This is a genomic window from Sphingomonas donggukensis (assembly GCF_023674425.1).
GTDB lineage: Bacteria > Pseudomonadota > Alphaproteobacteria > Sphingomonadales > Sphingomonadaceae > Sphingomonas > Sphingomonas donggukensis.
Map to the genome: position 1 here is coordinate 806,732 of NZ_CP098401.1, position 23,177 is coordinate 829,908.

General features: G+C 67.9%; 19 protein-coding genes and 1 pseudogene. 10 read left to right on the forward strand and 10 right to left on the reverse strand.

Annotated features, from left to right (window positions below; translation table 11 throughout):
- The first annotated feature begins 256 nt into the window (after positions 1-256).
- The gene (dksA, locus tag M9980_RS03955; protein WP_250753570.1) at positions 257-724 is read left to right on the forward strand and encodes an RNA polymerase-binding protein DksA; all 468 of its coding nucleotides are present in this window, start codon (positions 257-259) and stop codon (positions 722-724) included.
- A gap of 108 nt (positions 725-832) precedes the next feature.
- Positions 833-1,201: a PilZ domain-containing protein gene (locus M9980_RS03960; protein WP_250753573.1), complete on the forward strand. Its 369-nt coding sequence runs from the start codon at positions 833-835 to the stop codon at positions 1,199-1,201.
- A 70-nt stretch (positions 1,202-1,271) separates the two neighbouring features.
- Here M9980_RS03960 and M9980_RS03965 read toward each other — a convergent pair whose 3' ends face one another.
- Complete coding sequence (locus M9980_RS03965) at positions 1,272-1,427, reverse strand: YdcH family protein (protein ID WP_250753576.1); 156 nt, start codon at positions 1,425-1,427, stop codon at positions 1,272-1,274.
- A gap of 135 nt (positions 1,428-1,562) precedes the next feature.
- Between M9980_RS03965 and M9980_RS03970 the strand changes: the two genes are divergently transcribed.
- Both M9980_RS03970 and M9980_RS03975 read left to right on the forward strand, forming a co-directional pair.
- Positions 1,563-1,760 carry a YdcH family protein gene (locus M9980_RS03970; protein ID WP_250753578.1) on the forward strand — a complete coding sequence of 66 codons (198 nt, stop codon included), beginning with the start codon at positions 1,563-1,565 and terminating at the stop codon, positions 1,758-1,760.
- Between the two features lie 117 nt (positions 1,761-1,877).
- Positions 1,878-2,339, forward strand: coding sequence for a DUF1465 family protein (locus M9980_RS03975; RefSeq protein ID WP_250753581.1), 462 nt, complete (start codon positions 1,878-1,880; stop codon positions 2,337-2,339).
- A 218-nt stretch (positions 2,340-2,557) separates the two neighbouring features.
- On the opposite strand, the gene M9980_RS03980 is transcribed toward M9980_RS03975, so the two are convergent.
- Positions 2,558-3,517, reverse strand: a complete 960-nt coding sequence (locus tag M9980_RS03980; RefSeq protein WP_250753584.1) for an NAD(P)H-dependent flavin oxidoreductase — start codon at positions 3,515-3,517, stop codon at positions 2,558-2,560.
- Positions 3,518-3,654: 137 nt separating this feature from the next.
- Between M9980_RS03980 and M9980_RS03985 the strand changes: the two genes are divergently transcribed.
- Positions 3,655-6,231, forward strand: coding sequence for a M1 family metallopeptidase (locus tag M9980_RS03985; protein ID WP_250753587.1), 2,577 nt, complete (start codon positions 3,655-3,657; stop codon positions 6,229-6,231).
- Between the two features lie 134 nt (positions 6,232-6,365).
- Here the strand turns inward: M9980_RS03985 and M9980_RS03990 are convergent, their stop codons facing one another.
- The 3 genes and pseudogenes from M9980_RS03990 to M9980_RS04000 form a co-directional block, all read right to left on the reverse strand.
- Positions 6,366-6,890, reverse strand: coding sequence for a gamma carbonic anhydrase family protein (locus M9980_RS03990; RefSeq protein ID WP_250753590.1), 525 nt, complete (start codon positions 6,888-6,890; stop codon positions 6,366-6,368).
- A gap of 19 nt (positions 6,891-6,909) precedes the next feature.
- The gene (locus tag M9980_RS03995) at positions 6,910-7,917 is read right to left on the reverse strand and encodes an inorganic phosphate transporter (RefSeq protein WP_250753591.1); all 1,008 of its coding nucleotides are present in this window, start codon (positions 7,915-7,917) and stop codon (positions 6,910-6,912) included.
- Positions 7,918-7,930: 13 nt separating this feature from the next.
- Positions 7,931-8,572, reverse strand: a pseudogene (locus M9980_RS04000) (DUF47 domain-containing protein); the annotation flags it as partial.
- Positions 8,573-8,730: 158 nt separating this feature from the next.
- Between M9980_RS04000 and M9980_RS04005 the strand changes: the two are divergent.
- Both M9980_RS04005 and M9980_RS04010 read left to right on the forward strand, forming a co-directional pair.
- The gene (locus M9980_RS04005; protein WP_250753594.1) at positions 8,731-10,272 is read left to right on the forward strand and encodes a sodium:solute symporter family transporter; all 1,542 of its coding nucleotides are present in this window, start codon (positions 8,731-8,733) and stop codon (positions 10,270-10,272) included.
- Between the two features lie 39 nt (positions 10,273-10,311).
- Positions 10,312-11,679, forward strand: coding sequence for an MFS transporter (locus M9980_RS04010; protein ID WP_250753597.1), 1,368 nt, complete (start codon positions 10,312-10,314; stop codon positions 11,677-11,679).
- Positions 11,680-11,683: 4 nt separating this feature from the next.
- Here M9980_RS04010 and M9980_RS04015 read toward each other — a convergent pair whose 3' ends face one another.
- From M9980_RS04015 to M9980_RS04030, 4 genes are read right to left on the reverse strand one after another with little or no spacing between them, the layout of a single operon-like run.
- Entirely contained in the window at positions 11,684-13,117 is a 1,434-nt protein-coding gene (locus M9980_RS04015) for an efflux transporter outer membrane subunit (protein WP_250753600.1), read from the reverse strand.
- The gene (locus tag M9980_RS04020) at positions 13,110-16,310 is read right to left on the reverse strand and encodes a multidrug efflux RND transporter permease subunit (RefSeq protein ID WP_250753604.1); all 3,201 of its coding nucleotides are present in this window, start codon (positions 16,308-16,310) and stop codon (positions 13,110-13,112) included. The genes M9980_RS04015 and M9980_RS04020 overlap by 8 nt, the downstream gene beginning before the upstream one ends.
- Positions 16,311-16,315: 5 nt before the next feature.
- Complete coding sequence (locus M9980_RS04025; protein WP_250753607.1) at positions 16,316-17,512, reverse strand: efflux RND transporter periplasmic adaptor subunit; 1,197 nt, start codon at positions 17,510-17,512, stop codon at positions 16,316-16,318.
- Between the two features lie 57 nt (positions 17,513-17,569).
- The gene (locus M9980_RS04030; RefSeq protein WP_250753610.1) at positions 17,570-18,139 is read right to left on the reverse strand and encodes a TetR/AcrR family transcriptional regulator; all 570 of its coding nucleotides are present in this window, start codon (positions 18,137-18,139) and stop codon (positions 17,570-17,572) included.
- Between the two features lie 155 nt (positions 18,140-18,294).
- Here M9980_RS04030 and mobA point away from each other — a divergent pair, with 155 nt between their 5' ends.
- A complete protein-coding gene (mobA, locus tag M9980_RS04035) occupies positions 18,295-18,921 on the forward strand; it encodes a molybdenum cofactor guanylyltransferase (RefSeq protein WP_250753613.1) in 627 nt (208 codons plus the stop codon).
- On the opposite strand, the gene M9980_RS04040 is transcribed toward mobA, so the two are convergent.
- Positions 18,855-19,943 carry a catalase family protein gene (locus M9980_RS04040; protein WP_250753616.1) on the reverse strand — a complete coding sequence of 363 codons (1,089 nt, stop codon included), beginning with the start codon at positions 19,941-19,943 and terminating at the stop codon, positions 18,855-18,857. The two genes, mobA and M9980_RS04040, sit on opposite strands and share 67 nt — an antisense overlap.
- Positions 19,944-20,073: 130 nt before the next feature.
- Here M9980_RS04040 and M9980_RS04045 point away from each other — a divergent pair, with 130 nt between their 5' ends.
- Positions 20,074-22,362, forward strand: coding sequence for an FdhF/YdeP family oxidoreductase (locus M9980_RS04045; RefSeq protein ID WP_250755052.1), 2,289 nt, complete (start codon positions 20,074-20,076; stop codon positions 22,360-22,362).
- Positions 22,359-23,177: a formate dehydrogenase accessory sulfurtransferase FdhD gene (gene fdhD / locus M9980_RS04050; protein ID WP_250753619.1), complete on the forward strand. Its 819-nt coding sequence runs from the start codon at positions 22,359-22,361 to the stop codon at positions 23,175-23,177. The genes M9980_RS04045 and fdhD overlap by 4 nt, the downstream gene beginning before the upstream one ends.

Below are 23,177 nucleotides of genomic sequence, written 5' to 3' on the forward strand. Positions count from 1 at the left end.
CGGGCGTAATGGTTAATGTACTATTGTTGGACAGAATCGTGATGGCAAAGCCTAGGTATATCCAGTGATTCCGGGCCGACAGGGCGGATGTTCACCTGCGGGAAATCCATGCTGTGCCATCGATGTCACAGGTCCGCGGCCTTGGGGATTCGTCCGCTTGTGCGACGAATTGCCCTTAAGTATAGGCGGCGCGGGGTAAAGGCGGTCTCCCGGAGCGCGTCGATGCACTCGGGAAAGACCGGTGTGGAGAGTGGGGATGGCAACGGTTCTTGACGATTCGGGCACTCCGGGGAGCAGCTGGCCTGTTCCCGCAAACGACAGTGTCGAGGGCTATCGGCCGAGCGCCGACGAGCCGTTCATGAGCCTGCGACAGCAGGAATATTTCCGCAGCAAGCTGAACGCCTGGAAGGATGCGATCCACCGCGAGGCGACGGGCACGCTGTCCCAGCTCCAGACCGATTCGTTGCGGGAATCGGACCTGGCCGACCGCGCCACCAGCGAGACCGACTGGTCGATCGAGCTGCGCACCCGCGACCGCCAGCGCAAGCTGATCGCCAAGATCGACGCCGCGCTGCGCCGCATCGATGACGGCGAATACGGCTATTGCGAAGTGACCGGCGAGCCGATCTCGCTCGGCCGCCTGGAAGCACGGCCGATCGCGACGATGACGGTCGAGGCGCAGGAGCGGCACGAGCGTAACGAGCGCGTCTCTCGCGAGGACTGAGCGTACGGCGGTTTCACGCCGACGCCGCCTGGGTGCTTAACGCTTTCGAAAACGATGCATGGTCTAGTCGCGCGCACCGACCGACCTCTTTCGAGTAGCGTAACCGCGATGGACCAGCCGCCCCGGGATCAGTTTGCAATCGGCACCGCCGGCGATGCCAGCGCGCGTGGAAAACCCCGCGACAGCCTGATGCTCACCGCGATGCTGACGGTGCCGGCGATGTCGGCACCGGTGCAGGTGCGCGTGCGCAACCTGTCGGCGGGCGGGCTGATGGCCGAATATGCCGGACCTGCGACGACCGGCGATGCCGTGACGATCGCATTGCGCGGAGTCGGCGAGGTCGCGGGCTCGATCGCCTGGGTGGCGGAGGGCCGCGTCGGGGTCGCGTTCGACACTGCAATCGATCCGCTGCTGGCGCGCAAGCCGGTCGCCGTGCGTCCGCGCGCGGCGGTCCGCCCCAAACTGTCGCCGCTATAAGAAAAAGCCGGCGTCGCTTCGCCGGCGATAGGCACGCCCGGCCGATGTGCGACCGGGCCGTGCCGGCAGATCAACCGATCGCCAATTCTTCCTTCACGCGCAGCTTGCGCTTCTTGAGGTCGGCGATGATTCCCTGATCGGGAGCGGGCCGTCCCTGTTCGGCGGCGATCTTCTCATCGAGCGTGGCATGCTTGGCCTCGAGGGCCGACTGATGCGCGGTCTGCATGGAAGCGTTCTCCTGCTGTGGTTGCGGGATCACGGAGTAGAACACGTCTCCGCCCCCTTGTCGCGTCCGACTTTGGATGCAATCGGTGGGCCGTGCGAAAATCGGCGTCGGGCCGATCGCACCGCCGGGGGACGTGTGGACGAAGCCGAGATTAGGCAACGGATCGAGCATCTGCGCACCGAGCACCGCGACCTCGACGCCGCGACCGCCGCGCTGATGGCCGGCACTTCGCCCGACCAGTTGCAGATCGCGCGGCTGAAGAAGCGCAAGCTCGCGCTGAAGGACGAAATCGCCCAGCTCGAGGATCTGCTGGTGCCCGACATCATCGCCTGAGGTGTTGACGAATCGATCGGCTGCACCGGACCGGGACACTCGTCGTCGATTCTTACAAATCGCTGCCTAGCCCGCCCTGCACCGACATGGCACGATGCGGAGGTTCAGGGGACGAGCATGATACCAGCGCACACACATTCGCGGCTGCACCGCCGCCTGATCGATTCGCTGTATGTCGAATCGATGCTGCTGGCGGACGAGGCGCGGGGGTATTTCGACGAAGGGGGGCGCCACGATCGCGCGGGCCTCGATTCGCTCGCGCGCGTCGTGTTCTCGTGCGAATCGATGAAGGTGACGACGCGGCTGATGCACGTCATCGCCTGGCTGCTGACCCAGCGCGCGATCGCGAACGGCGAATTGCGCGTCGCCGACGCGCTCGACCCGTCGCGCCGCCTGGGCGATGCGCCCGCCACCGACGAGGACGTGATCAGCCACCTGCCCGATGGCGCGCGCCTGCTGATCGGGGCGAGCATCGACCTCCACCGCCGGGTCGCGCGGTTCGACCGCGCGCAATCGGCCCCGCGGATGCTGCAGAGCCCGGCGCGGTCGATGATGGACCGACTGGAGATGGCGTTTTAGGGGGGCGCAGCCGTCAGTCGCTTGCCGCTAGCGGTTAGCTGTTAGCCGCGGTTAGCCCCCTCAATCCGTTCGCCTCGAGTAGTCGTCGAGCTTGTCGAGACGACGTATCGCGAGGTGGGTGCCACACGAGAGCCCTCTCGATACGGGCTCTCGACTACGCTCGATCCCTACTCGAGGCGAACGGGTTTTGGATTGGACGGCGCTAGCGCCGACTCGCCCTACCCCGCCACCCGCGCCTTCGCCGCGCGATATTCCGCCTCCAGCCGATCGACGCGCGCCGCCACCGGCTCGACCTGGTGCACCGCGCCGATGCCCTGGCCCGATCCCCAGATGTCCTTCCACGCCTTGGCCTTGCTGCCTTCGTTGCCGCCGAAGTTCATCGTCTTCAGGTCGCCTTCGGGCAGGTTGTCGGGGTCCATGCCCGCCGCCTCGATCGAGCTACGCAGGTAATTGCCGTGGACCCCGGTGAAGAGGTTCGAATAGACGATGTCGCTCGCGCGGCCTGCGACGATGCCCTGTTTATAGGCGTCGACGGCATTCGCTTCATCCGTCGCAATGAAGGGCGAGCCGATATAGGCGAGGTCCGCGCCCATCGCCTGTGCCGCCAGCACCGCGCCGCCGTTGGCGATCGCGCCCGACAGCGCCAGCGGGCCGTCGAACCATTCGCGGATTTCCTGGACGAAGGCGAAGGGGTTGAGCCGCCCGGCGTGCCCGCCCGCGCCAGAGCAGACCGCGATAAGCCCGTCCGCGCCTTTCTCGATCGCCTTGTGGGCATGCACGTCGGTGATGACGTCGTGCAGCGTGATCCCGCCCCAGCCGTGGACGACGGTGTTCAGATCCTCGCGCGCCCCGAGCGACGTGATGACGATCGGCACCTGCCACTTGGCGCAGGTGGCGAGATCGGCCTCCAGCCGGTCGTTCGATTTGTGGACGATCTGGTTGACCGCGAACGGCGCGGCGGGCCGGTCGGGATTGTCGCGGTTCCACGCCGCCAGTTCCTCGGTGATGCGGTGCAGCCATTCGTCCAGCATCGCCTGTGGCCGTGCGTTCAGCGCCGGGAACGACCCGACGATCCCCGCCTTGCACTGCGCGATCACCAGATCGGGCCCGGAAATGATGAACAGCGGCGACCCGATCACGGGCAGGCGCAGGCGGTCGAACAGCGGAGGGAGAGCCATGTTGGTTTCATAGCGCAACCGAAATGGCTGTCCAGCATAGGTAGCGTGCGGCTGGCGACATGACGGAGTGTGTCGCGGTTGCGTCGAACCGTGTCCGGGCGCAGGACATGCGGCAATCAAGTCACTGGAGTCGCTGCATGAAGAAGCTCGCCGTTGCCGCCCTGATGCTCACCGCCTCGTCGCCCGCTCTCGCCCAGGGGCAATTGCCGCGCACGGTCGTGCCGGTCAGCTACGACATCCGCGTCGAACCGAACGCGCAGGCGATGACGTTTTCCGGCAGCGAGACGATCCTGGTGCGCGTGACCGCGCCGACGCGGACGATCGTGCTGAACGCCGCCGACCTCGACGTGACGCTGGCGACCTTCGACGGCCAGCAGGTGAAGGTCGCGACCGATGCCGCGACCCAGCGGCTGACGGTCACGCTGCCGCGTGCCGCCAGCGTCGGCAACCACCGGCTGGCGTTCGGCTGGTCGGGCAAGATCAACACCTCTGCCGCCGGGCTGTTCGCGATCGATTACGCCGATCCCGATGGCAAGAAGCAGCGGATGCTCGCCACCCAGTTCGAAGCGCCCGACGCGCGCCGCTTCGCGCCGATGTGGGACGAGCCGTCGTTCAAGGCGAAGTTCACGCTCGCGGCGGTCGCGCCGAAGGGGCAGCTGGCGTTTTCGAACATGCCCGCGCGTGTGACGAAGCTGGCCGGTGACAAGCAGCTCTACACGTTCGCCGAGAGTCCGATCATGTCGAGCTACCTCCTGTACCTCGGCATGGGGGAAGTCGAGCGCAAGACGATCATGGCCGGCAAGACCGAGATCGGCGTCATCACCCGCAAGGGCGTGGTCGACCAGGGCGATTACGCGCTGAAGGCGGCGAAGGATCTGCTCGGCTATTACAACAATTACTTCGGCGTCGCGTATCCGCTGCCCAAGATGGACATGATCGCGGGGCCGGGATCGTCGCAATTCTTCGGCGCGATGGAGAATTGGGGCGCGATCTTCTATTTCGAGCCCGAGCTGCTGTTCGACGCCAAGCGCGCGTCGGTCAGCAACCAGCAGCGCATCTATTCGGTGGTCGCGCACGAGATGGCGCACCAGTGGTTCGGCGACCTCGTCACCATGCGCTGGTGGGACGATCTGTGGCTGAACGAGGGGTTCGCGAGCTGGATGGAGGGCAAGGCCACCAGCGACCTCAATCCGCAGTGGCAGTACGCCGACGCCAATGTCGGCAGCGAGCGTGAGGCCGCGCTGCGCCTCGACGCGACCGCGGCGACGCATCCCGTGATCCGCAAGGTCGAAACCGTCGACCAGATCGGCGAGGCGTTCGACACGATCACCTACCAGAAGGGGCAGGCCGTCATCGGCATGCTGGAAAGCACCGTCGGCGAGACGAAGTTCCGCGACGGCGTCCGCCGCTACATGGCCAAGTACAAGTACAACAACACCGTCACCGACCAGCTGTGGGCCGAGGTGTCCGCCGCATCGGGCCGCGATGTCGCGCCGTTCATGCACGACTTCACGTTGCAGGGCGGCGTGCCGCTGATCAGTGTCGCGAACATCGCGTGTGCGGGCGGGCGGACGACCGCGCGCTTCACCCAGACGCGCTTCGGCCTGGATGCCGCGTCGAAGACGCCGCAGACGTGGCGGGTGCCGGTCGGCATGTCGGTGCTGGGCGGAGTGGCCGCATCGAGGGAGATCCGGGGCGCGACCGCGCAGGCGGGCAGTGTCGCCGGCTGCGGCACGCTCGTCGTCAATCCGGGCAAGGCGGGATATTACCGCGTCCGTTACGACGCCGCCGGCCATAGCGCGATCGTTCGCGATTTCGGGCGGTTGGCAGTGGCCGACCAGCTCGGCACGCTCGGCGACGACATGGCGCTGGGCTATAGCGGCGACCAGGACCTGGCGCGCTATTTCGAGACGCTGGACGCTGTGTCGCCGCAGTCCAATTCGCTGGTGTGGACGATGGTGACCGGGCAGATGGCGCGGCTGGCCGACCTGTACGACGGCACGCCGCTCGGCGAGAGGCTGAAGGCGAAGACGCTGGCACAGCTGGCGCCTGCGCTCGACCGCGTCGGGCTGGAGCCGAAGCGCGGCGATTCGGCGGTCGACACCAATCTGCGCGAGACGCTGGTGGCGGCACTGGGCGCGGCGGGCGACCCGCGCGTCCTGACGGCGTCGCGACGCTACGTCGGCAATCTCGGCAGCGACATGGCGAAGATCCCGCCGGCGGTGCGCGCACCGATCCTGCGCACGTTCGCCGCCAATGCGAGCATCGGCGAATGGGAGGCGTTGCTGAAAGCGACCCGCGCCGAGAACAATCCGGTGATCCGCAACCAGTATATCGGCCTGCTCGGCAGCGCGAACGATCCGATGCTGGCGCAGCGCGCGCTCGATTTGGTGAAGGCAAGCGAGTTCACCGACCCGCAGCGTATCAGCCTGCTGGCGGCGGTGGCGGGGCGGCATCCCGACATGGCCTTCGATTTCGCCAGCGCCAATGCGGCGACGATCAACCCGCTGCTGGAGACGAGCTCGCGCTCGAGCTTCATCGTGCAGCTGGGCGGGCGCTCGAACGACCCGGCGATGATCGGCAAGATCCAGAAGTTCGCGCAGACCCTGCCGGCGGGATCGCGCGGGCCGGCGGACCGAACGATCAACTCGATCCGCAACCGCGCGGTCTTCGCCGACCGGCTGCGCCCGGCGGTGACGAAATGGGCTGAGTGAGGCGATCCTCCCCGGAACGGGGAGGGGAGTCGTCAAAGGCGGTGGAGGGGGCGGGCCGCACGTGGCGTGCTGGTGGACAGCCCCCTCCGTCAGTGCTTTGCACTGCCACCTCCCCGTGCCGGGGAGGATTCTAGTCAGCCGACGCGCTTCAGCCCGTTCGCATACTCACGCGCCTTCGCCACATAGACGCGCGCCGAAGCCAGCAGCATCGCCTTCGCCGCGTCGTCGAGCGTCCGCACTGCCCGCGCGGGGCTGCCGACGATCAGGCTGCCGGCGGGAAATATCTTGCCTTCGGTCACCAATGCGCCGGCGCCGACGATGCAATCCTCGCCGATCACCGCGCGGTTGAGGACGATCGCGCCCATGCCGATCAGCGATCGTGCGCCGACCATACAGCCGTGAAGGATCGCGTGATGGCCGACCGTCACGTCCTCACCGACGGTCAGCGGCGCGCCAGGGTCGCTGTGGAGCGCCGCGCCCTCCTGCACGTTGCTGCGTCCGCCGATCAGGATCGGGGTGTTGTCCCCGCGGATCACCGAGCCGAACCACACGCTCGCCTGACCGCCCAGGTGGACGTCGCCGATCAGGTCGGCGCTCGGCGCGACCCAGGCGTCGGTGCCTAGCACGGGTGCCTTGCCGTCGAATTCGTAGAGCGGCATCGGCGTCGTTTCCTCCAGATCAGCGCAGCCCCGGAATCAGTTCCGCCAGCCAATATCCCCCCGCCGCCATCGCCGCCGCGGCCGGGATCGTGACGAACCAGGCGAAGACGATGTTGCTGGCGACGGCCCAGCGCACCGCGGTCAGCCGCCGCGCCGCGCCGACGCCGACGATCGCACCGGTGATGGTGTGGGTGGTCGATACCGGGATGCCGAGGTGGGTCGCCCCGAACAGCGTGATGGCGCCGCCGGTTTCCGCGGCGAACCCCTGCGCCGGGGTCAGCCGCGTGATCTTCGACCCCATCGTGTGGACGATCCGCCACCCGCCCGACATCGTGCCGAGCGCGATGGCGACGTAGCAAGCGATCGCGACCCAGAAGGGAACGGCGAACTGCCCCTCGATCATGCCCTGCGAATACAGCAGCGCGGTGATGATCCCCATCGTCTTCTGCGCGTCGTTGCCGCCGTGCCCGAGCGAATACATCGCCGCGGACACGAGCTGGAGCTTGCGGAACCGCTTGTCGACGCCGAGCGGGGTCAGCTTCAGGCTGGTCCATGCGACGACGAGCACGAGCAGCAGCGCGAGGATCAGGCCGATCGCGGGCGAGATGAAGATCGCGGCCACCGTCTTGATGACGCCGGGCCACACGATCGGGTCCAGCCCGGCCTTGGTGATCGTGGCACCGAGCAGTCCGCCGACCAGCGCGTGGCTTGACGACGACGGAATGCCCTTGATCCAGGTGATGACGTTCCACGCGATCGCGCCGACCAGCGCGCCGAAGATGACGCGCGGATCGATGATGTCGGCGGACACGATCCCCGATCCCACCGTCTTCGCCACCGCGGTGCCGAACACGAAATAGGCCGTGAAGTTGAAGAATGCCGCCCAGACGACGGCAACAACCGGCGACAGCACGCGGGTGGCGACGACGGTGGCGATCGAGTTGGCCGCGTCGTGCAGGCCGTTCAGGAAATCGAACAGCAGCGCGACGACGATCAGGAAGACCAGCAGGGTGAAGGAGATGGTCATGGCCGGGCGCGCGTCAGGCGTGATCGATCACGAGACCCTGGATCTCGTTCGCGACATCCTCGAACCGGTCGCAGACGCGTTCCAGATGGCTGTAGATCTCGCGCCCGACGATGAAGGCCATCGCATCGCCCTTCGTCCGCGAATACAGCGCGCGGAGCCCCGCGTCGTGCATGTCGTCGGCCTTGCCCTCGATCCGCACCAGCCGCTCGGTCAGGTCGTGCAGCTTGGCGGCGTTGGGCGCCAGGTTGCGCAGCAGCGGCAGCGCTTCGGCGGTGACGTGCGCCGCCTCCACGATCGCCTCGCTCATCGCCACCATCTGCGGGTCGAACTGGGTGACCTCGTACAGTGCGATCGAATTGGCGGTCTGGTTCATCTGGTCGATCGAATCGTCCATGACGCCGATCAGGTCGGTGATGGCGCTGCGGTCGAACGGGGTCACGAACACGCGGCGCACGTCCTGCAGCACGTCGCGGGTGATGTCGTCGGCCTCATGCTCGCGGCGCACGATCTCCGCGATGTGATCGCTGATCGCGCCCTGGCCGTGAAACAGGCGCGACATGGCGTCGGCGCCGGCGACGAGGGTGGCAGCATGCGCTTCGAATTGATCGAAGAAGCGCCCCTGGCTGGGCATCAACTTCTGGAACCAGCCCAGCATGGGCATTTCTCCTAAGGGGTCGAGTCGCGCGGCGGTTACAACGGTTACGGGTGCGCGACAATCGATCCCTCGTTGGACGCGCGCCGTGACAGTTCCGTGACAAGACACTGGACGAAGGCCGCCCGGGCGCGCGACAAGGCCGCCGGGGGGAAGCCGGAATGACGTTGCAATTCGCCGCGCTCGACTGGATCGTGGTCGGTGCCTATCTGCTGGCGATGGTCGGCGGGGGGTGGGCATTCTCCCGAGTCCGCACCACCGACACGCGCGATTATTTCCTGGCCGGGGGCAGCATCCCGGCGTGGCTGGCGGCGATATCGGTGCTGTCGGCGACGCAATCCGCCGCGACCTATCTCGGCGGGCCGGACTATGGCTTCCGCAACGATTACACCTATTTGGGCGCGGTCGTCAGCCCGATCCTGGCGGCGTTCTTCGTCGCGCATGTCCTCATCCCGCGCTTCTACGCGATGCGCGCGACGACGGTGTACGAGCTGCTTGCCGTGCGGTTCGATGTGCGGGCGATGCGCTGGGCGGGCGGCATGTTCCTGGTGGGGCGCGTGCTGGCGGGCGGATCGCGTGTCTATCTCGCGGCGATCGCGCTGGCGATGGTGACGACCGGCGGGGTGTCGGCACAGAGCATCATCGCGGCGGCCGGCGTGGTGATGATCGCGGCGTTCCTGTTCACTTTCGTGGGCGGATTGCGATCGGTCATCTGGAACGACCTGATCCAGTTCGTGATCTACGTCGGCTCGGCGATCGCGGTGCTGATCTTCTTGCGGTGGTCGATCCCGGCGACCAATGCGGAGATCATCGCCGGCATCTCGCCCACCCCGGCGGGGGTCGACAAGCTGAAACTGTTCGACTTCACCGCCGACCTGACCAAGCCGTTCGGCATCATCGCGGTGTTCACCGGCCTGTTCCTGCTGAACGTCGGCAACAGCGGGCTGGACCAGGACACCACCCAGCGGCTGCTGGCGTGCCCCGATGCGAAGACCGGCGCGCGCGGGCTGATCCTGTCGCAGCTGGCGAGCGTCCCGCTGATCGCGATGTTCCTGACGATCGGCGTACTGCTCCACGTGTTCTACGAACGCCCCGACCTGATGGGCGGCGCGACCAGCCAGGCGGCGGCGACGTTCGCGGGGGAGAAGGTGACGATATTCGTCCACTATATCCTGACCGAGGTGCCGTCGGGCCTGCGCGGCCTGGTCACCATCGGGGTGATGGCGGCGGCGGTGGCGACGACCAATTCGGCGCTGAACGCGATGTCGTCGGTAATGGTCAGCGATTTCTACCGCCCGTTTCGCGAGGCGCGCGGCGGGGCGAGCGAGCGGCATTTCGTCCACGCCGGGCGGATCGGCATGGGGATCGTCGGTGTCGCGATGTTCGGCATGGCGGCGCTCAGCTATTATTGGCAGCGCTATTCGGACACGCCGCTGCTCGAATTCGCGTTGCAGGTCATGGTGTTCGCCTATGCCGGCTTGCTCGGCGTCTATTTCGTCGCGGTGTTCACGACGCGTGGGAGCACGCCGTCGGTGATCGCCGCGCTGATCGGCGGCTTCGCGACCGTGCTCGCCATGCAGCCGTTCATGGGCCTGATGGCGAAGGGCCTCGCCTTCCCCTATCAGCTCTGCATCGGGACACTGGTCGCCGCGCTGATTTGCGCGGTGCCGCGCGGCAAAAAGGGCGGGACGGCGCCCGCGTAACCGGTTACACGACGGCAAAAGTCAGGGAGAAGGACAGGCATGACCGAACAACGATCCGGCATCGCCGGCGGCAGCAGCGGCGCGGCTTTCGCGACGGTGACCACATTGTTCTTCGCATGGGGCTTCATCACGTCGCTGATCGATCCGCTGGTCGCGGCGATGAAGGGGATCTTCGACCTCTCGAATTTGCAGGCACAGCTGAGTGCGTCGGCGTTCTTCATCGCGTACGGCGTGATGAGCTTCCCCGCCGCCGCCCTGCTCGCGCGGCGCAAATCGGTGCCGACGGTCATCATCGCGCTGGCGACGGTGCTGGCCGGGTGCCTCATCATGCTTGTCGCCGCGAACCTTGCGCGCTACGGCATCGTCCTGCTCGGGCTGTTCGTGACGGCCAGCGGCATCACCATCCTCCAGGTCGCGGCCAATCCGCTCGCGGCAGCACTCGGCACGCCCGAGCGCGCGCACTTCCGCCTGACCTTCAGCCAGGCGTTCAACAGCCTCGGTACCTTCCTCGGCCCCATCATCGGCGCGCATCTGTTCCTGAAGGGGGTGGAAGTGAAGGCCGGCACCGTCGTCACCGATGCGGTGCGTGACGGGGCGCTGGCCGGGATCGACCGCGCGTTCTTCTGGATCGCCGGGCTGATCGCGCTGCTGATCCTGTTCTTCTACGCCTCCCGCAAGCTGGTTGCCGCAGCGGCACCCCCGGCTCCGGCGGGCAGTGCGACGCGCGGCGTCACGGCGGCGTTCTCCGAAGCGATTACCTCACGCTGGGCGCTGCTCGGCGGCGCCGCGATCTTCCTCTACGTCGGCGCGGAGGTCGCGATCGGCACGCAGATGGCGCTGTTCCTCAATTCGGACGCCGTCTGGGGCCAGTCCGACGCGGCGTTCGGCGTGCCGATCCTCGGCTGGTTCATGGGCGGCGACGGCGTCGCCGGGGTCTCGCTTCAGGAGGCGGCCAAGGCGGTCGCATTCTACTGGGGCGGCGCGATGGTCGGGCGGCTGATCGGGTCGGCGCTGCTGGCGCGGTTCGACGCGGGAAAGCTGATGGCGGTGTTCGCCAGCGTGGCGTGCGCGATGTGCCTGTACGTCTTCAGCGTCGGCGGGGTCAGCGCGGGCTTCATCGCGCTGTCGATCGGGCTGTTCAACTCAATCATGTTCCCGGTCATCTTCACGCTGACGCTGGAACGCTCGACGGCATCGGAAGAAGCGACGTCGGGCTTCCTGTGCTTCGCGATCGTCGGCGGCGCCGCGATCCCGCCGTTGGCGGGCGCGGTGTCGGATGCGACCAGCAACATCACCGCGTTCATCGTGCCGGCGGTCTGCTACGCGCTACTCGCCGCCTTCGCGGTCGCCGCCACCCGTGCGGTCATCCACCGGCGCGGGGAGGACGCACCCGTCTCCCCGCATTGATCGATCAGCCGGCGGCGGTTTCCTTGAGGCCGCCGCCGAGCGCGATGTAGAGCGACACCTCGCTCTGCAACTGCGCGCTGCGCAGGGTCAGGAGCTGCTGTTCGGCGGTGAACAGGTTGCGCTCGGCATCCAGCACCTCGAGGTAGATCGACAGGCCGTTGTCGTAGCGCAGCCGCGCGACGCGGGTGAGGCGGCGCTGCGCATCGACCGCGCGGCCCTGTGCCGCGATCTGCTCGGCATAGCGACGCCGCGCGACCAGCGCGTCGGCGACTTCGCGGAACCCCTCCTGCGCGGCGCGCTGATACGCGGCGACAAGTTCGTCGCGCTGGGCCTTTGTCAGCCGCAAACCGGCGGCGCCGCGACCCCAGGTGAGCACCGGCTGGTTGATATCGACGGCACCGCGATATTGCAGCGAGTCACCCGAGATCAGGCTGCCGAGCGCAGGCGATATGAAGCCGAGCAGTCCGGTCAGCGAAATCGTCGGCAGGAACGCCGCCCGCGCCGCGCCGATGTTGGCGTTGGCCGCGCGCAGCCGCTGTTCGGCCTGAAGGATGTCGGGCCGGTTGACGAGTAGTGCGGAGGGCAGGCCGGGCTCGACATTGGCGTAGATCGCCGGGTCCGACAGCGGGCGCGGAGCGGGCAGGGTGGTGGCGATCGGCCCGCCGACCAGCACCGTCAGCAGGTTTTCGGCCTGCGCGGTGGTGCGGCGCAGCTCGGCCAGCTCCGTCTCTGCCTGCGTCACCAGCAGCGCGGCCTGGTCGAAATCGACGGTCGAGGTGACGCCCGCGTCCATCCGCTTGCGCGCGATGCGCAGGCCCTCGCGCCGTCCGGTGACGGTGCGTTCGGCGAGCGCGATCTGCTCCTCGCCAGCGCGGATCTGAAGGTAGGTCGCGGCGACCTGACCGACCAGCGACAGGCGGAACGCGCGTTCCGCCTCGACCGTGGCGAGATATTCGCGGCGCGCAGCCTCCGACAGGTTGCGCACGCGGCCCCAGAAATCGAGTTCGAAGCTTGTGACAGCCACGCCCAGCGAAAACTGGTTCAGCGTGAAGGACGTCGGCGAGTCGGTGTCGCCCGTGCCGGTGCCGCTGCTGGGGAAGGCGAGCGAGTTGAGCGGCGTGCGCGTGCGCGAGGCGCCCGCCTGCACGTCGATCTGCGGCAAACGCGCGCCGTCCTGGATGCGGTATTGCGCGCGGGCCTGCGCGACGCGGGCGACCGACTGGGCGAGGTCGCGGTTGTTGGCGAGCGCGGCGGCGATCAGCGCCTGCAACCGCGCATCGCCGAAGAACTCGCGCCAGCCGATGTCGGCCGCCGCCCGCGCGCCGGTGGTGGCGTCCGGAAACGTCGGCGCGATCGGCGCGACCGGGGGGCGATAGGTGGGCGCGAGGTTGCACCCGGCGAGCGCCGCGGTGCCGGCGAGGATGGCGAACTTACGCATGAGCCTTGGTTCCTTCCGGCGCCCCGGGCGCATCGGGGCCGTGGCGTTCGGGATGCAGATCGGGCTTCTTGCTCGACAGCCACTTGCGCGCGGCGAAGTAGAAGACGGGGGTGAAGAAGATGCCGAACGCGGTGGCGGTAATCATGCCGCCCATCACGCCGGTGCCGACCGCATGGCGGCTGGCCGCGCCCGCGCCGCTGGCGATCACCAGCGGCACCATGCCGAGGATGAACGCCAGGCTGGTCATCAGGATCGGACGCAGCCGCTGGCGCGATGCCTCCAGCGTCGCCTCGGCGGGCGACCGGTCCCCGACCTCGTCGTCGATCGCGAATTCAACGATCAGGATCGCGTTCTTCGCAGCCAGGCCGATGATCGTGATGAGGCCGATGTTGAAATACACGTCCGCCGACAGCCCGCGCAGCATCGTGAAGACGACCGCGCCGAGCACGCCGAACGGCACCACCAGCAGCACCGACAGCGGGATCGCCCAGCTGTTGTAGAGCGCGGCGAGCAGCAGGAAGACGACGACCAGCGACAGGCCGAGCAGCAGCCCGATCTGGCCGCCGGCCTGCTTCTCCTCGAACGCGGTGCCGGTCCATTCGTAGCCGAAGTTCGGCTTCAGCACGCGGTCGGCGATCTCCTCCATCGCGGTCAGCGCCGCACCCGAGCTTTCGCCTGGTGCCGCCTGACCCGAGATGGTGAGCGCCGGGTAGCCATTGTAGCGCTGCACCTGCGTCGCGCCCGCGGTCCACGACACGCGGGTGAAGGCGGAGAAGGGCACCATCTGGCCGGTGGCGTTGCGGACGCGGAGCGCCAGTACGTCGTCCTCGGTCATGCGGTTGGGGGCGTCCGCCTGGAGATAGACGCGCTGGACCGTGCCCTGGTTCGAGAAGTCGTTGGCGTAGGCCGAGCCGAAGCTGATCGCGAGCGTCGCGTTGACGTCGGCGATGCTGAGGCCGAGCGCCCGGGCCTGCACCCGGTCGACATCGACGTACAACTGCGGCGAGGGCGCCTGTCCCTCGGGACGCACGCCGGCGAGGACCGGATTCTTCGCCGCCTCCGCCATGATCGCGCCCATCGCAGCCTGCAGCCCCGCGGGGTCGTTGCCGACGCGGTCCTCGATCTTCATCGAGAAGCCGGTGGCGTTGCCCAGCGCCTGGATCGCCGGCGGGTTGAGAGCGAAGATCGTCGCGCCGGGAATGCCCGCGGTCGCGCCGAACGTCGCGCCGATGACCGCGTTCACCGAATTCTCCGCGCCCTTGCGGTCCTCATAGGGCTTCAACATCACGAACGAGAGCGCGGCGGACTGGCCCTGTCCGAAGAAGTTGAAGCCGATGACCGAGAACATTTGCGAGAATTGCGGCTGCTTCATCAGGAACGCTTCGGTCTGTTTGACTGCGACCGCGGTCTTGTCGGCGGTGGAGCCGACCGGCGCGTCGTAGCTGATGACGTAGTATCCTTGGTCCTCCTCGGGCAAGAACCCGCCGGGCAGGCGCCCGAACAGCAGCAGCGTGACCGCGAAGATCGCCGCGAACACCGCGAGCCAGCGCACCGGCCGCGACAGCATCGCGCCGACCCCGCCGATGTAGCGATCGGTTGCGCGGCCGAAATAATCGTTGAACCAGTTGAAGAATCGCTGCGGATAGCCGCGCCAGCCCTCTGCCGGCACGCGTTCCTCGCCGGGCGCGTGCTTGTGCGGCTTCAACAGCGTCGCGCACAGTGCCGGCGTCAGCGTGAGCGCCAACACCGCCGAGAAAAAGATCGACACCGCCAGCGTGACCGAGAACTGGCGGTAGATTCCGCCGGTCGAGCCCGGAAAGAACGCCATCGGGATGAACACCGCGATCAGGACCAGCGTGATGCCGATGATCGCGCCGCGGATCTGGCCCATCGCCTTGATCGTTGCCTGCGCGGGCGGCAGGCCTTCCTCGGCCATGATGCGCTCGACATTCTCAACCACGACGATCGCGTCGTCGACGAGGATGCCGATCGCCACCACCATCGCGAACAGCGACAGCGTGTTGATCGAGAAGCCGAACGCCCACAGCCCCAGGCACCCGCCCGCCAGCGCGATCGGCACGACGATCGCCGGGATCACGGTCGCGCGCCAGCTTTGCAGGAACACGAACATGACGAGAAAGACGAGCAGCATCGCCTCGATCAGGGTGCGGATGACGTTGTCGATCGAGGTCGAGATGAACGGCGTGGTGTCGTAGGATACCGCCCATTTGATATCCTGCGGGAAGGTGCGTTCCAGCTCCTTCATCCGCGCGCTGACGGCATCGCGGGTGGCGATGGCGTTGGCGCCCGCGGCCAGCTGGACGGCGATGCCGGCGACTTCCTTACCATCCAGCGTCGATTTGAACTGGTAATTGTCGGCGCCGATCTCGATCCGCGCCACGTCGCCCAGCCGCACGGTCGATCCGTCCGGGTTGGCGCGGATGATGATGTTGGCGAATTGCTCGGGCGTCTGGAAACGGTTTTGTGTCACGATCTTCGCGTTGAAGTCGGCACCGGGCGCAGTCGGCTGGTCGGCGAGGCCGCCGCCCGCGGTCTGGCCGTTCTGCTCCTGCACCGCGGCGAGCGCGTCGGAGGGCGACAGGTTGAAGCCAGCGAGCTTGTCGGGATCGAGCCAGATCCGCATCGCCTTTTCGGAACTGAACAGCTGGGCATTGCCGACGCCCGACACGCGGCGCAGCTCGTTCACGACCTTGGTTGAGGCGAAGTCGCCGAGCTCGAGTGCCGGTGTCCTGCCGCTTTTCGACTGGATGGTGATGACCTCCAGGAAGCCCGCGGAATTGTCGGCGATCTGGATGCCCAGGCGGCGCACGTCCTCGGGCAGGCGCGGCTCGGCGCGGTTCAGCCTGTCCTGCACCTGCGTCCGCGCGACGTCGAGGTCGGTGCCGGATTCGAAGGTGACGATGATCTCGCCCGTGCCGTTCGCGCGGCTGCTCGACGACATGTAGAGGAAATTATCGACGCCGTTCAGCTCGCGCTCGATGACCGCGGTGACGTTCTTGTCCATCGTCTCGGCATCGGCGCCGTTGTAGTTGTAGGCGAGCGTGAGCGATGGCGGCGCGACGCTGGGGTATTGCTCGATCGGCAGGTTGATGAGCGCCATCGCGCCGAACAGCGCGACGAAGGCGGCGATGACCCAGGCGAAGACCGGGCGGTGGACGAAGAAACTGTCCATGACGCTTACTGCCCGCCCTTGGGCGCACCGGCTTGGCCGGCGGGGGCGGGATCGCCCTTGACCTGCACCTTCATGCCTGGCTGCACCTTTTGCCAGCCGTCGGTGATGACGCGTTCGCCGGGTTTCAGGCCCGACTTGATCGACCAGCCGCCGGCGACTTGCCCAGCGATCTGCACCGGACGGGGTGTCGCGCTGCCGTCGGCGCCGACCACGAACACGGTCGCGCCGCGGTCGCCGATCTGCACCGCGCGGGAGGGGAGGACGATGCCGCCGCGCTTCGTGCCGATGGCGATGCGCCCGCGCACGAACTGGCCGGGGAGGAGCAGTCGCTCACCGTTGGGGAACACCGCGCGCAGCACCTGGCTGCCGGTCTGCGGGTCGACTGTCTGGTCGGCGAAATCGAGCCGCCCGACCGGGCCGTATTCGCGCCCGTTGGCCAGCAGCAGGCGCACCTCGACCTGCGACAGCGGGGCCATCTCGCCCCCGCCGCTGCGATCGGCGGTGCGCATGTCGAGGATCGCGGCGTTCGACTGGGTGAACACGGCATAGACCGAGCCGGCCTGCTCGATTGTGGTCAGCAGGGTCGCCTGCGTCGCGCTGACCAGCGCCCCCTCGGTCACCTGCGCGCGCCCGGCCCGGCCGGCGATCGGCGCGCGGACGGTGGTGTAGCCCAGTTGCAATTGCGCGCGGGCGAGGGCGGCGCGGGCGTCGGCGACGTTGGCGGTTTCGGATCGCAGGCTGGCGTTGGCCTGGTCGAATTCCTGGCCGCTGACCGCGCGCTCCTTGATGAGCGGGGTGTAGCGGCGGACGACCGAGGCGGCGTTGCTGCGCGCAGCCTCCGACCGGGCGACCGCGGCGCGGGCCTGTGCCACCTGTTGCAGCAGGTCGCGCCGGTCGATCTGGAACAGCGGCTGGCCGGCGCGGACGTCGGTACCCTCCTGATACAGCCGGCGCTCGACGATACCGTCGGCGCGGGCGCGGACTTCGGACGTGCGGGTTGCCTCGATGCGGCCGGGCAGCTCGACGATGTTCGGTACGTCCTGCGCCTGGACGGTCATCGCGACGACGAGCGGCGGCGGTCCGGCACCCGGCGGGCCACCGGCGCCGCCCCCCTGCTGGGCATCGCCCCCGCCGCAACCGACGAGGAGGAAGGAGAGCGTCACGGCGAGCGAGCCGCGGATCAGACGGGTGGTTTTAGTCACGAAAATCTCCGGGGGTGGCGGCCGGTGGAAGGTCTTGTGGTCGGGAGTGGCGAGCGGTCAGGGGCTCGCGCGGGTCATTGCAGTCAGTGCGGCGCGGACCTCGGCATCGACCGGCGGCGGGCCTTCGCCCTGATGCAGCGACGACAGCCAGATGCCGTCGGTCGCCAGCCGCACGATCGCGCAGGGAACATTGTCGTCGGTCGCGGCATGTTCGGCGACCTGACGCGCGATCCATTCTGCCCAGCGTTGCTGGAGGTTGGGGTCGGCCAGCATGGCGAGGCACAGCGCGCGCGACGACACCGTCTCGTTCATGCGGTGATCGCCGAAAATGCCGTCGAGCAGCGCGCGGGTGAAGCGGCCATGCGGATCGGGATCGGCGGCCATCAGTTCGGCCAGCGTCTCCCCGGCATGCGCCATCATCTCATCCAGCACGCCGTCGATCAGTTCCTGACGAGAGGCGAAATGGTGGAACAGCCCGCCCTTGGTCACGCCCGCCGCGCGCGCGACGGCATCGACCGTCATCCGCGCCAGACCTTGGTCGCAGATCAGCACCGCGGCTGCATCGAGCAGCGCGGCGCGGACCTTCTTGGGATCCTTGCGACGTTCATATCCGCAGGGCGGGATCATCGGGGAAGCGGCCTTGACATGCTGAAACCGACCGTCCGGTATCTTTGGATGTGATCCAGGTCAATTGCAATCTTCGCACGTGCAGCATCGCGGTTTGGTAGCGGCAGCATGTCGGTCGTCCGTGACCGGCTGATGACAAGCGGCTAGCAAGAGGCATGACCTTGCCACTCGAACCACGCCGAATTCTGGGTGCCGTCCTCGCCGGCGGGGCAGGGCGACGCTTCGGCAGCGACAAGGCGCTGGCGGTGCTGGCGGGGCGCCCGCTGATCGAACATGCCGCACGCGCGGTCGGCAAATGGGCGTCGCAGGTCGTCGTCTGCGGGCGGGAATTCGGTGGCTATGCGTCCGTTGCGGATCGCCCGAGGCCGGGTCTCGGCCCGCTCGGAGCGATCAACGCGGCGCTCCACTTGGCCGCGGAACAGCACATGGCCGGGGTGCTGACGATCGCCTGCGACATTCCCGTGCTCCCGGATGAAGTGGCGGCGCGGTTGCTGCACGAACGACCAGCGGTCGCCGCCGGGCAGCCCCTGCTAGGCTATTGGCCCGTCGCACTGGCGGAGGTGCTGGACGCCTATCTCGCAACGGCGGAGGACCGATCGGTGTGGGGATGGGCGCGTCACGTCGGCGCCGTCGAGGTGGCGACGGCGGGGGTGCTGGCGAACGTCAACACCCCCGCCGATCTGGCCGAACTAGCCGAATACTGGCCGAGCGCGGATCAGGCGCCGACGTCTTCCAGCCGCGAAGGCTCGTGCATCGGGCAGCCGTTGACCCGCCCGCGATAATCCGCCGAGAATTCGTACGGAGACTTGCGGGCGCGATTGACTCCGCCGAGCGGCTGGTGCGCGGCAAGCCCATGCCACGGGCTGAACGCCAACGCGTCGTCGGTCGTCTCGGTCACGCCATGCTGCCACCCGATCTGGGGTTCGACGCGCAGCGTGCCGACGGTGCGGAACGGGCTCGCCTCCTCGTCCCAGACGGCGCTGGCATCCTCGATCGGCATGTCCTCCAGGTTCGTGCAGAGCTGCACGCGCAACTCCCACGTGCCGCCCTGTTCGATCAGCAGCTCGTTCACCGCCTCGCGGATGGCATCGGGGCGACCCGACGCATTGACCGTCTCGTCGGCGAAATCCTTGATCGCCGACGTCGGCACCAGCGAGAATTTCGCGATATAGTCGCCGTAGCGGAACGGCGTCTGCGAGTAATAGGTCGCGCCGAGCGGATGCACGGGCTTCGCGCCGCCGAGCGTCTGGAGGAACGAGGATTTGCCCCCGACCGCCTCCAGCGCGGCTTCGGCGCCGCGGGCCAGCGCCGACACCAGCTTCTTCGCGCCCTCGGCCTTGTCGGTGGTCTTGGCGAGCAGTTTCAGATTGCCGAGGAACGCTTTGGGGTCGGGCGCGGCGAACGCCGGGCCGTTGACCATGACGAAATCCTGCGTGCTGGCGTCCTCCGACCCCGGCAGTCGCTCGCCCTTCACGTCCAAAATCTTGAGCGCGAGCCCGCGCGGCAGCGAAATCGAGTCGTCCAGGATGTCGCCCGCGTTGGTCGACAGGCGCAGGATCGCCTCGTGCTCACCCGGCTCCGCGAACATGCCCTGCGCCAGCTCGGGCGGCAGGTTGTCGGCGACCGTGAAGGTGCCGCGCGCGATGCCGTGACCCTTGGCATGCACCGCGCGCAGGCCGTGGCCGGTGTCGGCGGATGTGGTGTCCAGGATGATCTTGAACTGCTCGTTCAGCCCGCGGATCGTCTCCGCCTCATCGGCTGCGGGCGTTTCGATCGCGGGCGTATAGCGGATAGGCTGATCCATGTTAACTCCTTGAGCAAGGCGGGCGTTTCCACTCGCTCAACCCGCGCCGACCGCCGCCGTTCCGCGACACCCGCAATGGACGCAACCGGGTAAGGGGCGTAGCGTTTAGCCGCTGGGAGACGTGACCGAGATGGCTAAGCAACAGTTCGACAACCCCGATCTGACACCGTTCAAGGGGCCGGCGGGCGGATGGGGGTCGCTGCGCTCGGTCGCCGAAATCCTGCCGCGCGAGCGGGTGTCGCCGGAGGCGGTGCGCGAGCTGGTGCGCCAGAACAAGCCGGACGGCTTCGCCTGCGTCAGTTGCGCGTGGCCGAAGCCCGCCGACCACCACCCCGCCGAATTCTGCGAAGAGGGCGCCAAGGCGACGGCGTGGGAGCTGACCGGCTATCGCACCACGCCCGAATTCTTCGCGAAGCACACGCTGACCGAGCTGCGCAGCTGGAGCGACTATGCGCTGGAGCAGCATGGCCGGCTGACGCACCCGCTACGCTACGATGCGGCGACCGACCGCTATGTCGCGTGTGCGTGGGACGAGGCGTTCGATACCATCGCCGCGGCGCTGAAGCCGCTCGATCCGAAATCGGTGGTGTTCTACGCCTCGGGACGCGCCAGCCTCGAAACCTCGTACATGTACGGCCTGATGGCGCGGATGTTCGGCAACCAGAACCTGCCCGACAGTTCGAACATGTGCCACGAGTCCACTTCGGTCGGGCTGAAGGCGGCGATCGGCGTGCCGGTGGGCACCACCCAGCTGCGCGATTTCGAGGTGTGCGACCTCGTCATGATCTTCGGTCACAACATCGGGTCGAACGCACCACGGATGCTCCACCCGTTGCGTTCCGCCCGCAAGCGCGGGTGCGAGGTGATCGCGGTCAATCCCCTGCGCGAGCGTGGTCTGGAGCGGTTCACCGATCCGCAGAATCCGGTCGAGATGACGCTGCTGAAGGAATCGAACATCGCCACCCAGTTCATCCAGGTGAAGGCGGGCGGCGACCTGGCGGTGATGATGGGGATCGCCAAATATCTGGTCGAGTGGGACGATGCCGCGCTGACGGCGGGCAGCCCGGCAGTGCTCGACCACGACTTTATCGCCGAGCATACCCACGGCTTCGACGCGTTCGTGGCCAAGGTGCGCGGTGCGGAGTGGCCGGCGATCGAAGCCGAGGCGGGCGTGCCGCTGGCCGAGATCGAGGCGGCGGCGCGGCGCTATGCCAAGGCGCGGGCGGTGATGGCGGTGTACGGCATGGGCCTGACCCAGCATGTGAAGGGCGTCGAGAACGTCCGCATGCTCGTCAACCTGCTGCTGATGCGCGGCAACATCGGCAAGCCCGGCGCGGGGCCGACGCCGGTGCGCGGCCATTCCAACGTGCAGGGGCAGCGCACGGTCGGCATCACGGAGAAGACCGAGCTGGTCCCGGTCGCGAAGCTGAAGGCCCAATTCGGTTTCGATCCGCCGACTGAAAAGGGATTGGACACCGTCGAGACGTGTCGCGGTGTGATCGACGGATCGGTGAAGGCGGTGATCGGCCTGGGCGGCAATTTCCTGCGCGCGGTGCCGGAGACTGCGGCGATGGAGGCGGCGTGGCCGAAGCTCGACGTGTCGGTGCAGATCGCGACGAAGCTCAATCGCAACCACCTGTTCGCAGGGCGCGTGACGTACCTGCTGCCCTGCCTCGGCCGGATCGAGCGCGATGTGCAGGCGTCGGGCGAGCAGGCGGTGTCGGTCGAGGATTCGACCAGCTGCATCCACGGTTCGCGCGGCAAGGCGTCGCCGGCCAGCCCGCACCTGCTGTCCGAACCGGCGATCGTCGGCGCGCTGGCGAAGCGGTTGCTGCCGCCGAATCCGCGGATCGACTGGGATGCGTGGGTCGGTGATTACGCCCTGATCCGCGACGCGATCGAGGAAACGTATCCGGAGATATTCCCCGATTTCAACGCGCGGATGTTCACGCCCGGCGGCTTCTGGAAGGGCAACAAGGCCGCCGAGCGCATCTGGCTGACGAAGAGCGGCAAGGCCGAATTCCTGGCGCCTGAGGGATTGTCGGCGACGGGATTCGCGGATGCCGATCGGCGGTTCCGGCTGATGACGTTGCGCTCGAACGATCAGTTCAACACGACGGTCTATGGCTATCACGACCGGTTCCGCGGCGTGAAGGGCACCCGCGACGTGCTTTTCATCAACCGCGCGGACATGGCCGAGATGCAGCTGGCCGAGGGGCAGATCGTCGCGCTGGAAAGCGATGCCGGCGACGGGGTCGCGCGGCGGCGCGACGGGCTGATCGTTCACGCCTACGACATTCCGCGCGGATGCTTGGGCGCCTATTATCCCGAGTGCAACGTGCTGATGCCGGTCGAGCATCATGCCGATGAAAGCCACGTGCCCGCCGCCAAGAGCGTCCCGGTGCGGCTGGTCGCGTGACCGGCGCGCGCGCGGGCGGCTTCGCGGAGCGTGGCGCGGACGGCACGATCCGCGACGTGACCCGTGCGGTCGCGGAGGAAGTGCCGGTCGCGATCGAGGTGAACGGCATCGGCTATGCCGTGCTGATGGCGACGCCGGTCGACCTCGACGATCTCGCGCACGGTTTCGTGCTGTCCGAACGGCTGGCCGACGGAACGAGGGACATCGTCGATATCGATCGCCATGCGACCGCCGGCGGCACGATCCTGCGCGTGACGCTGGCCGATCGGGTCTCGGCGCGCATCCACGGCCGCGTGCGGCACCGCACGTCGGAATCAGGATGCGGATTGTGCGGGATCGAGAATCTGGAGCAGGCGATGCGCCCGCTGCCGCCGGTACGGGCGCGGACGCAGGCCGATGACGCCGCGGTGTTCGCGGCGCTCGCTGCCCTGCGCGATCACCAGCCGCTCAGCCGCGCGACCGGCGCCGTCCACGCCGCGGCGCTGTGTTCAGACCGCGGCGCGATCCGGCTGGTCCGCGAGGATGTCGGGCGGCACAATGCGCTCGACAAGCTGATCGGGGCGATGGCGCGGTCCGGGTATCGCTGGGACGGCGGCTTCGCGATCGTTTCCTCGCGCTGCTCCTACGAACTGGTCGAGAAAGCGGTGCTGGCGGGGTGCCCGATGCTGGTCGCGATATCGGCGCCGACCGCCCTGGCGCTGGAGCGCGCGCGTGCGGCGGGCCTGGAGCTGCGGGTGCTGGCACGGTCGGATTCGATGCTGGCCGATGCGTTGCCGGCACCGGAACGAGTCGACGCTGCCGTGGCAATGGCCTAG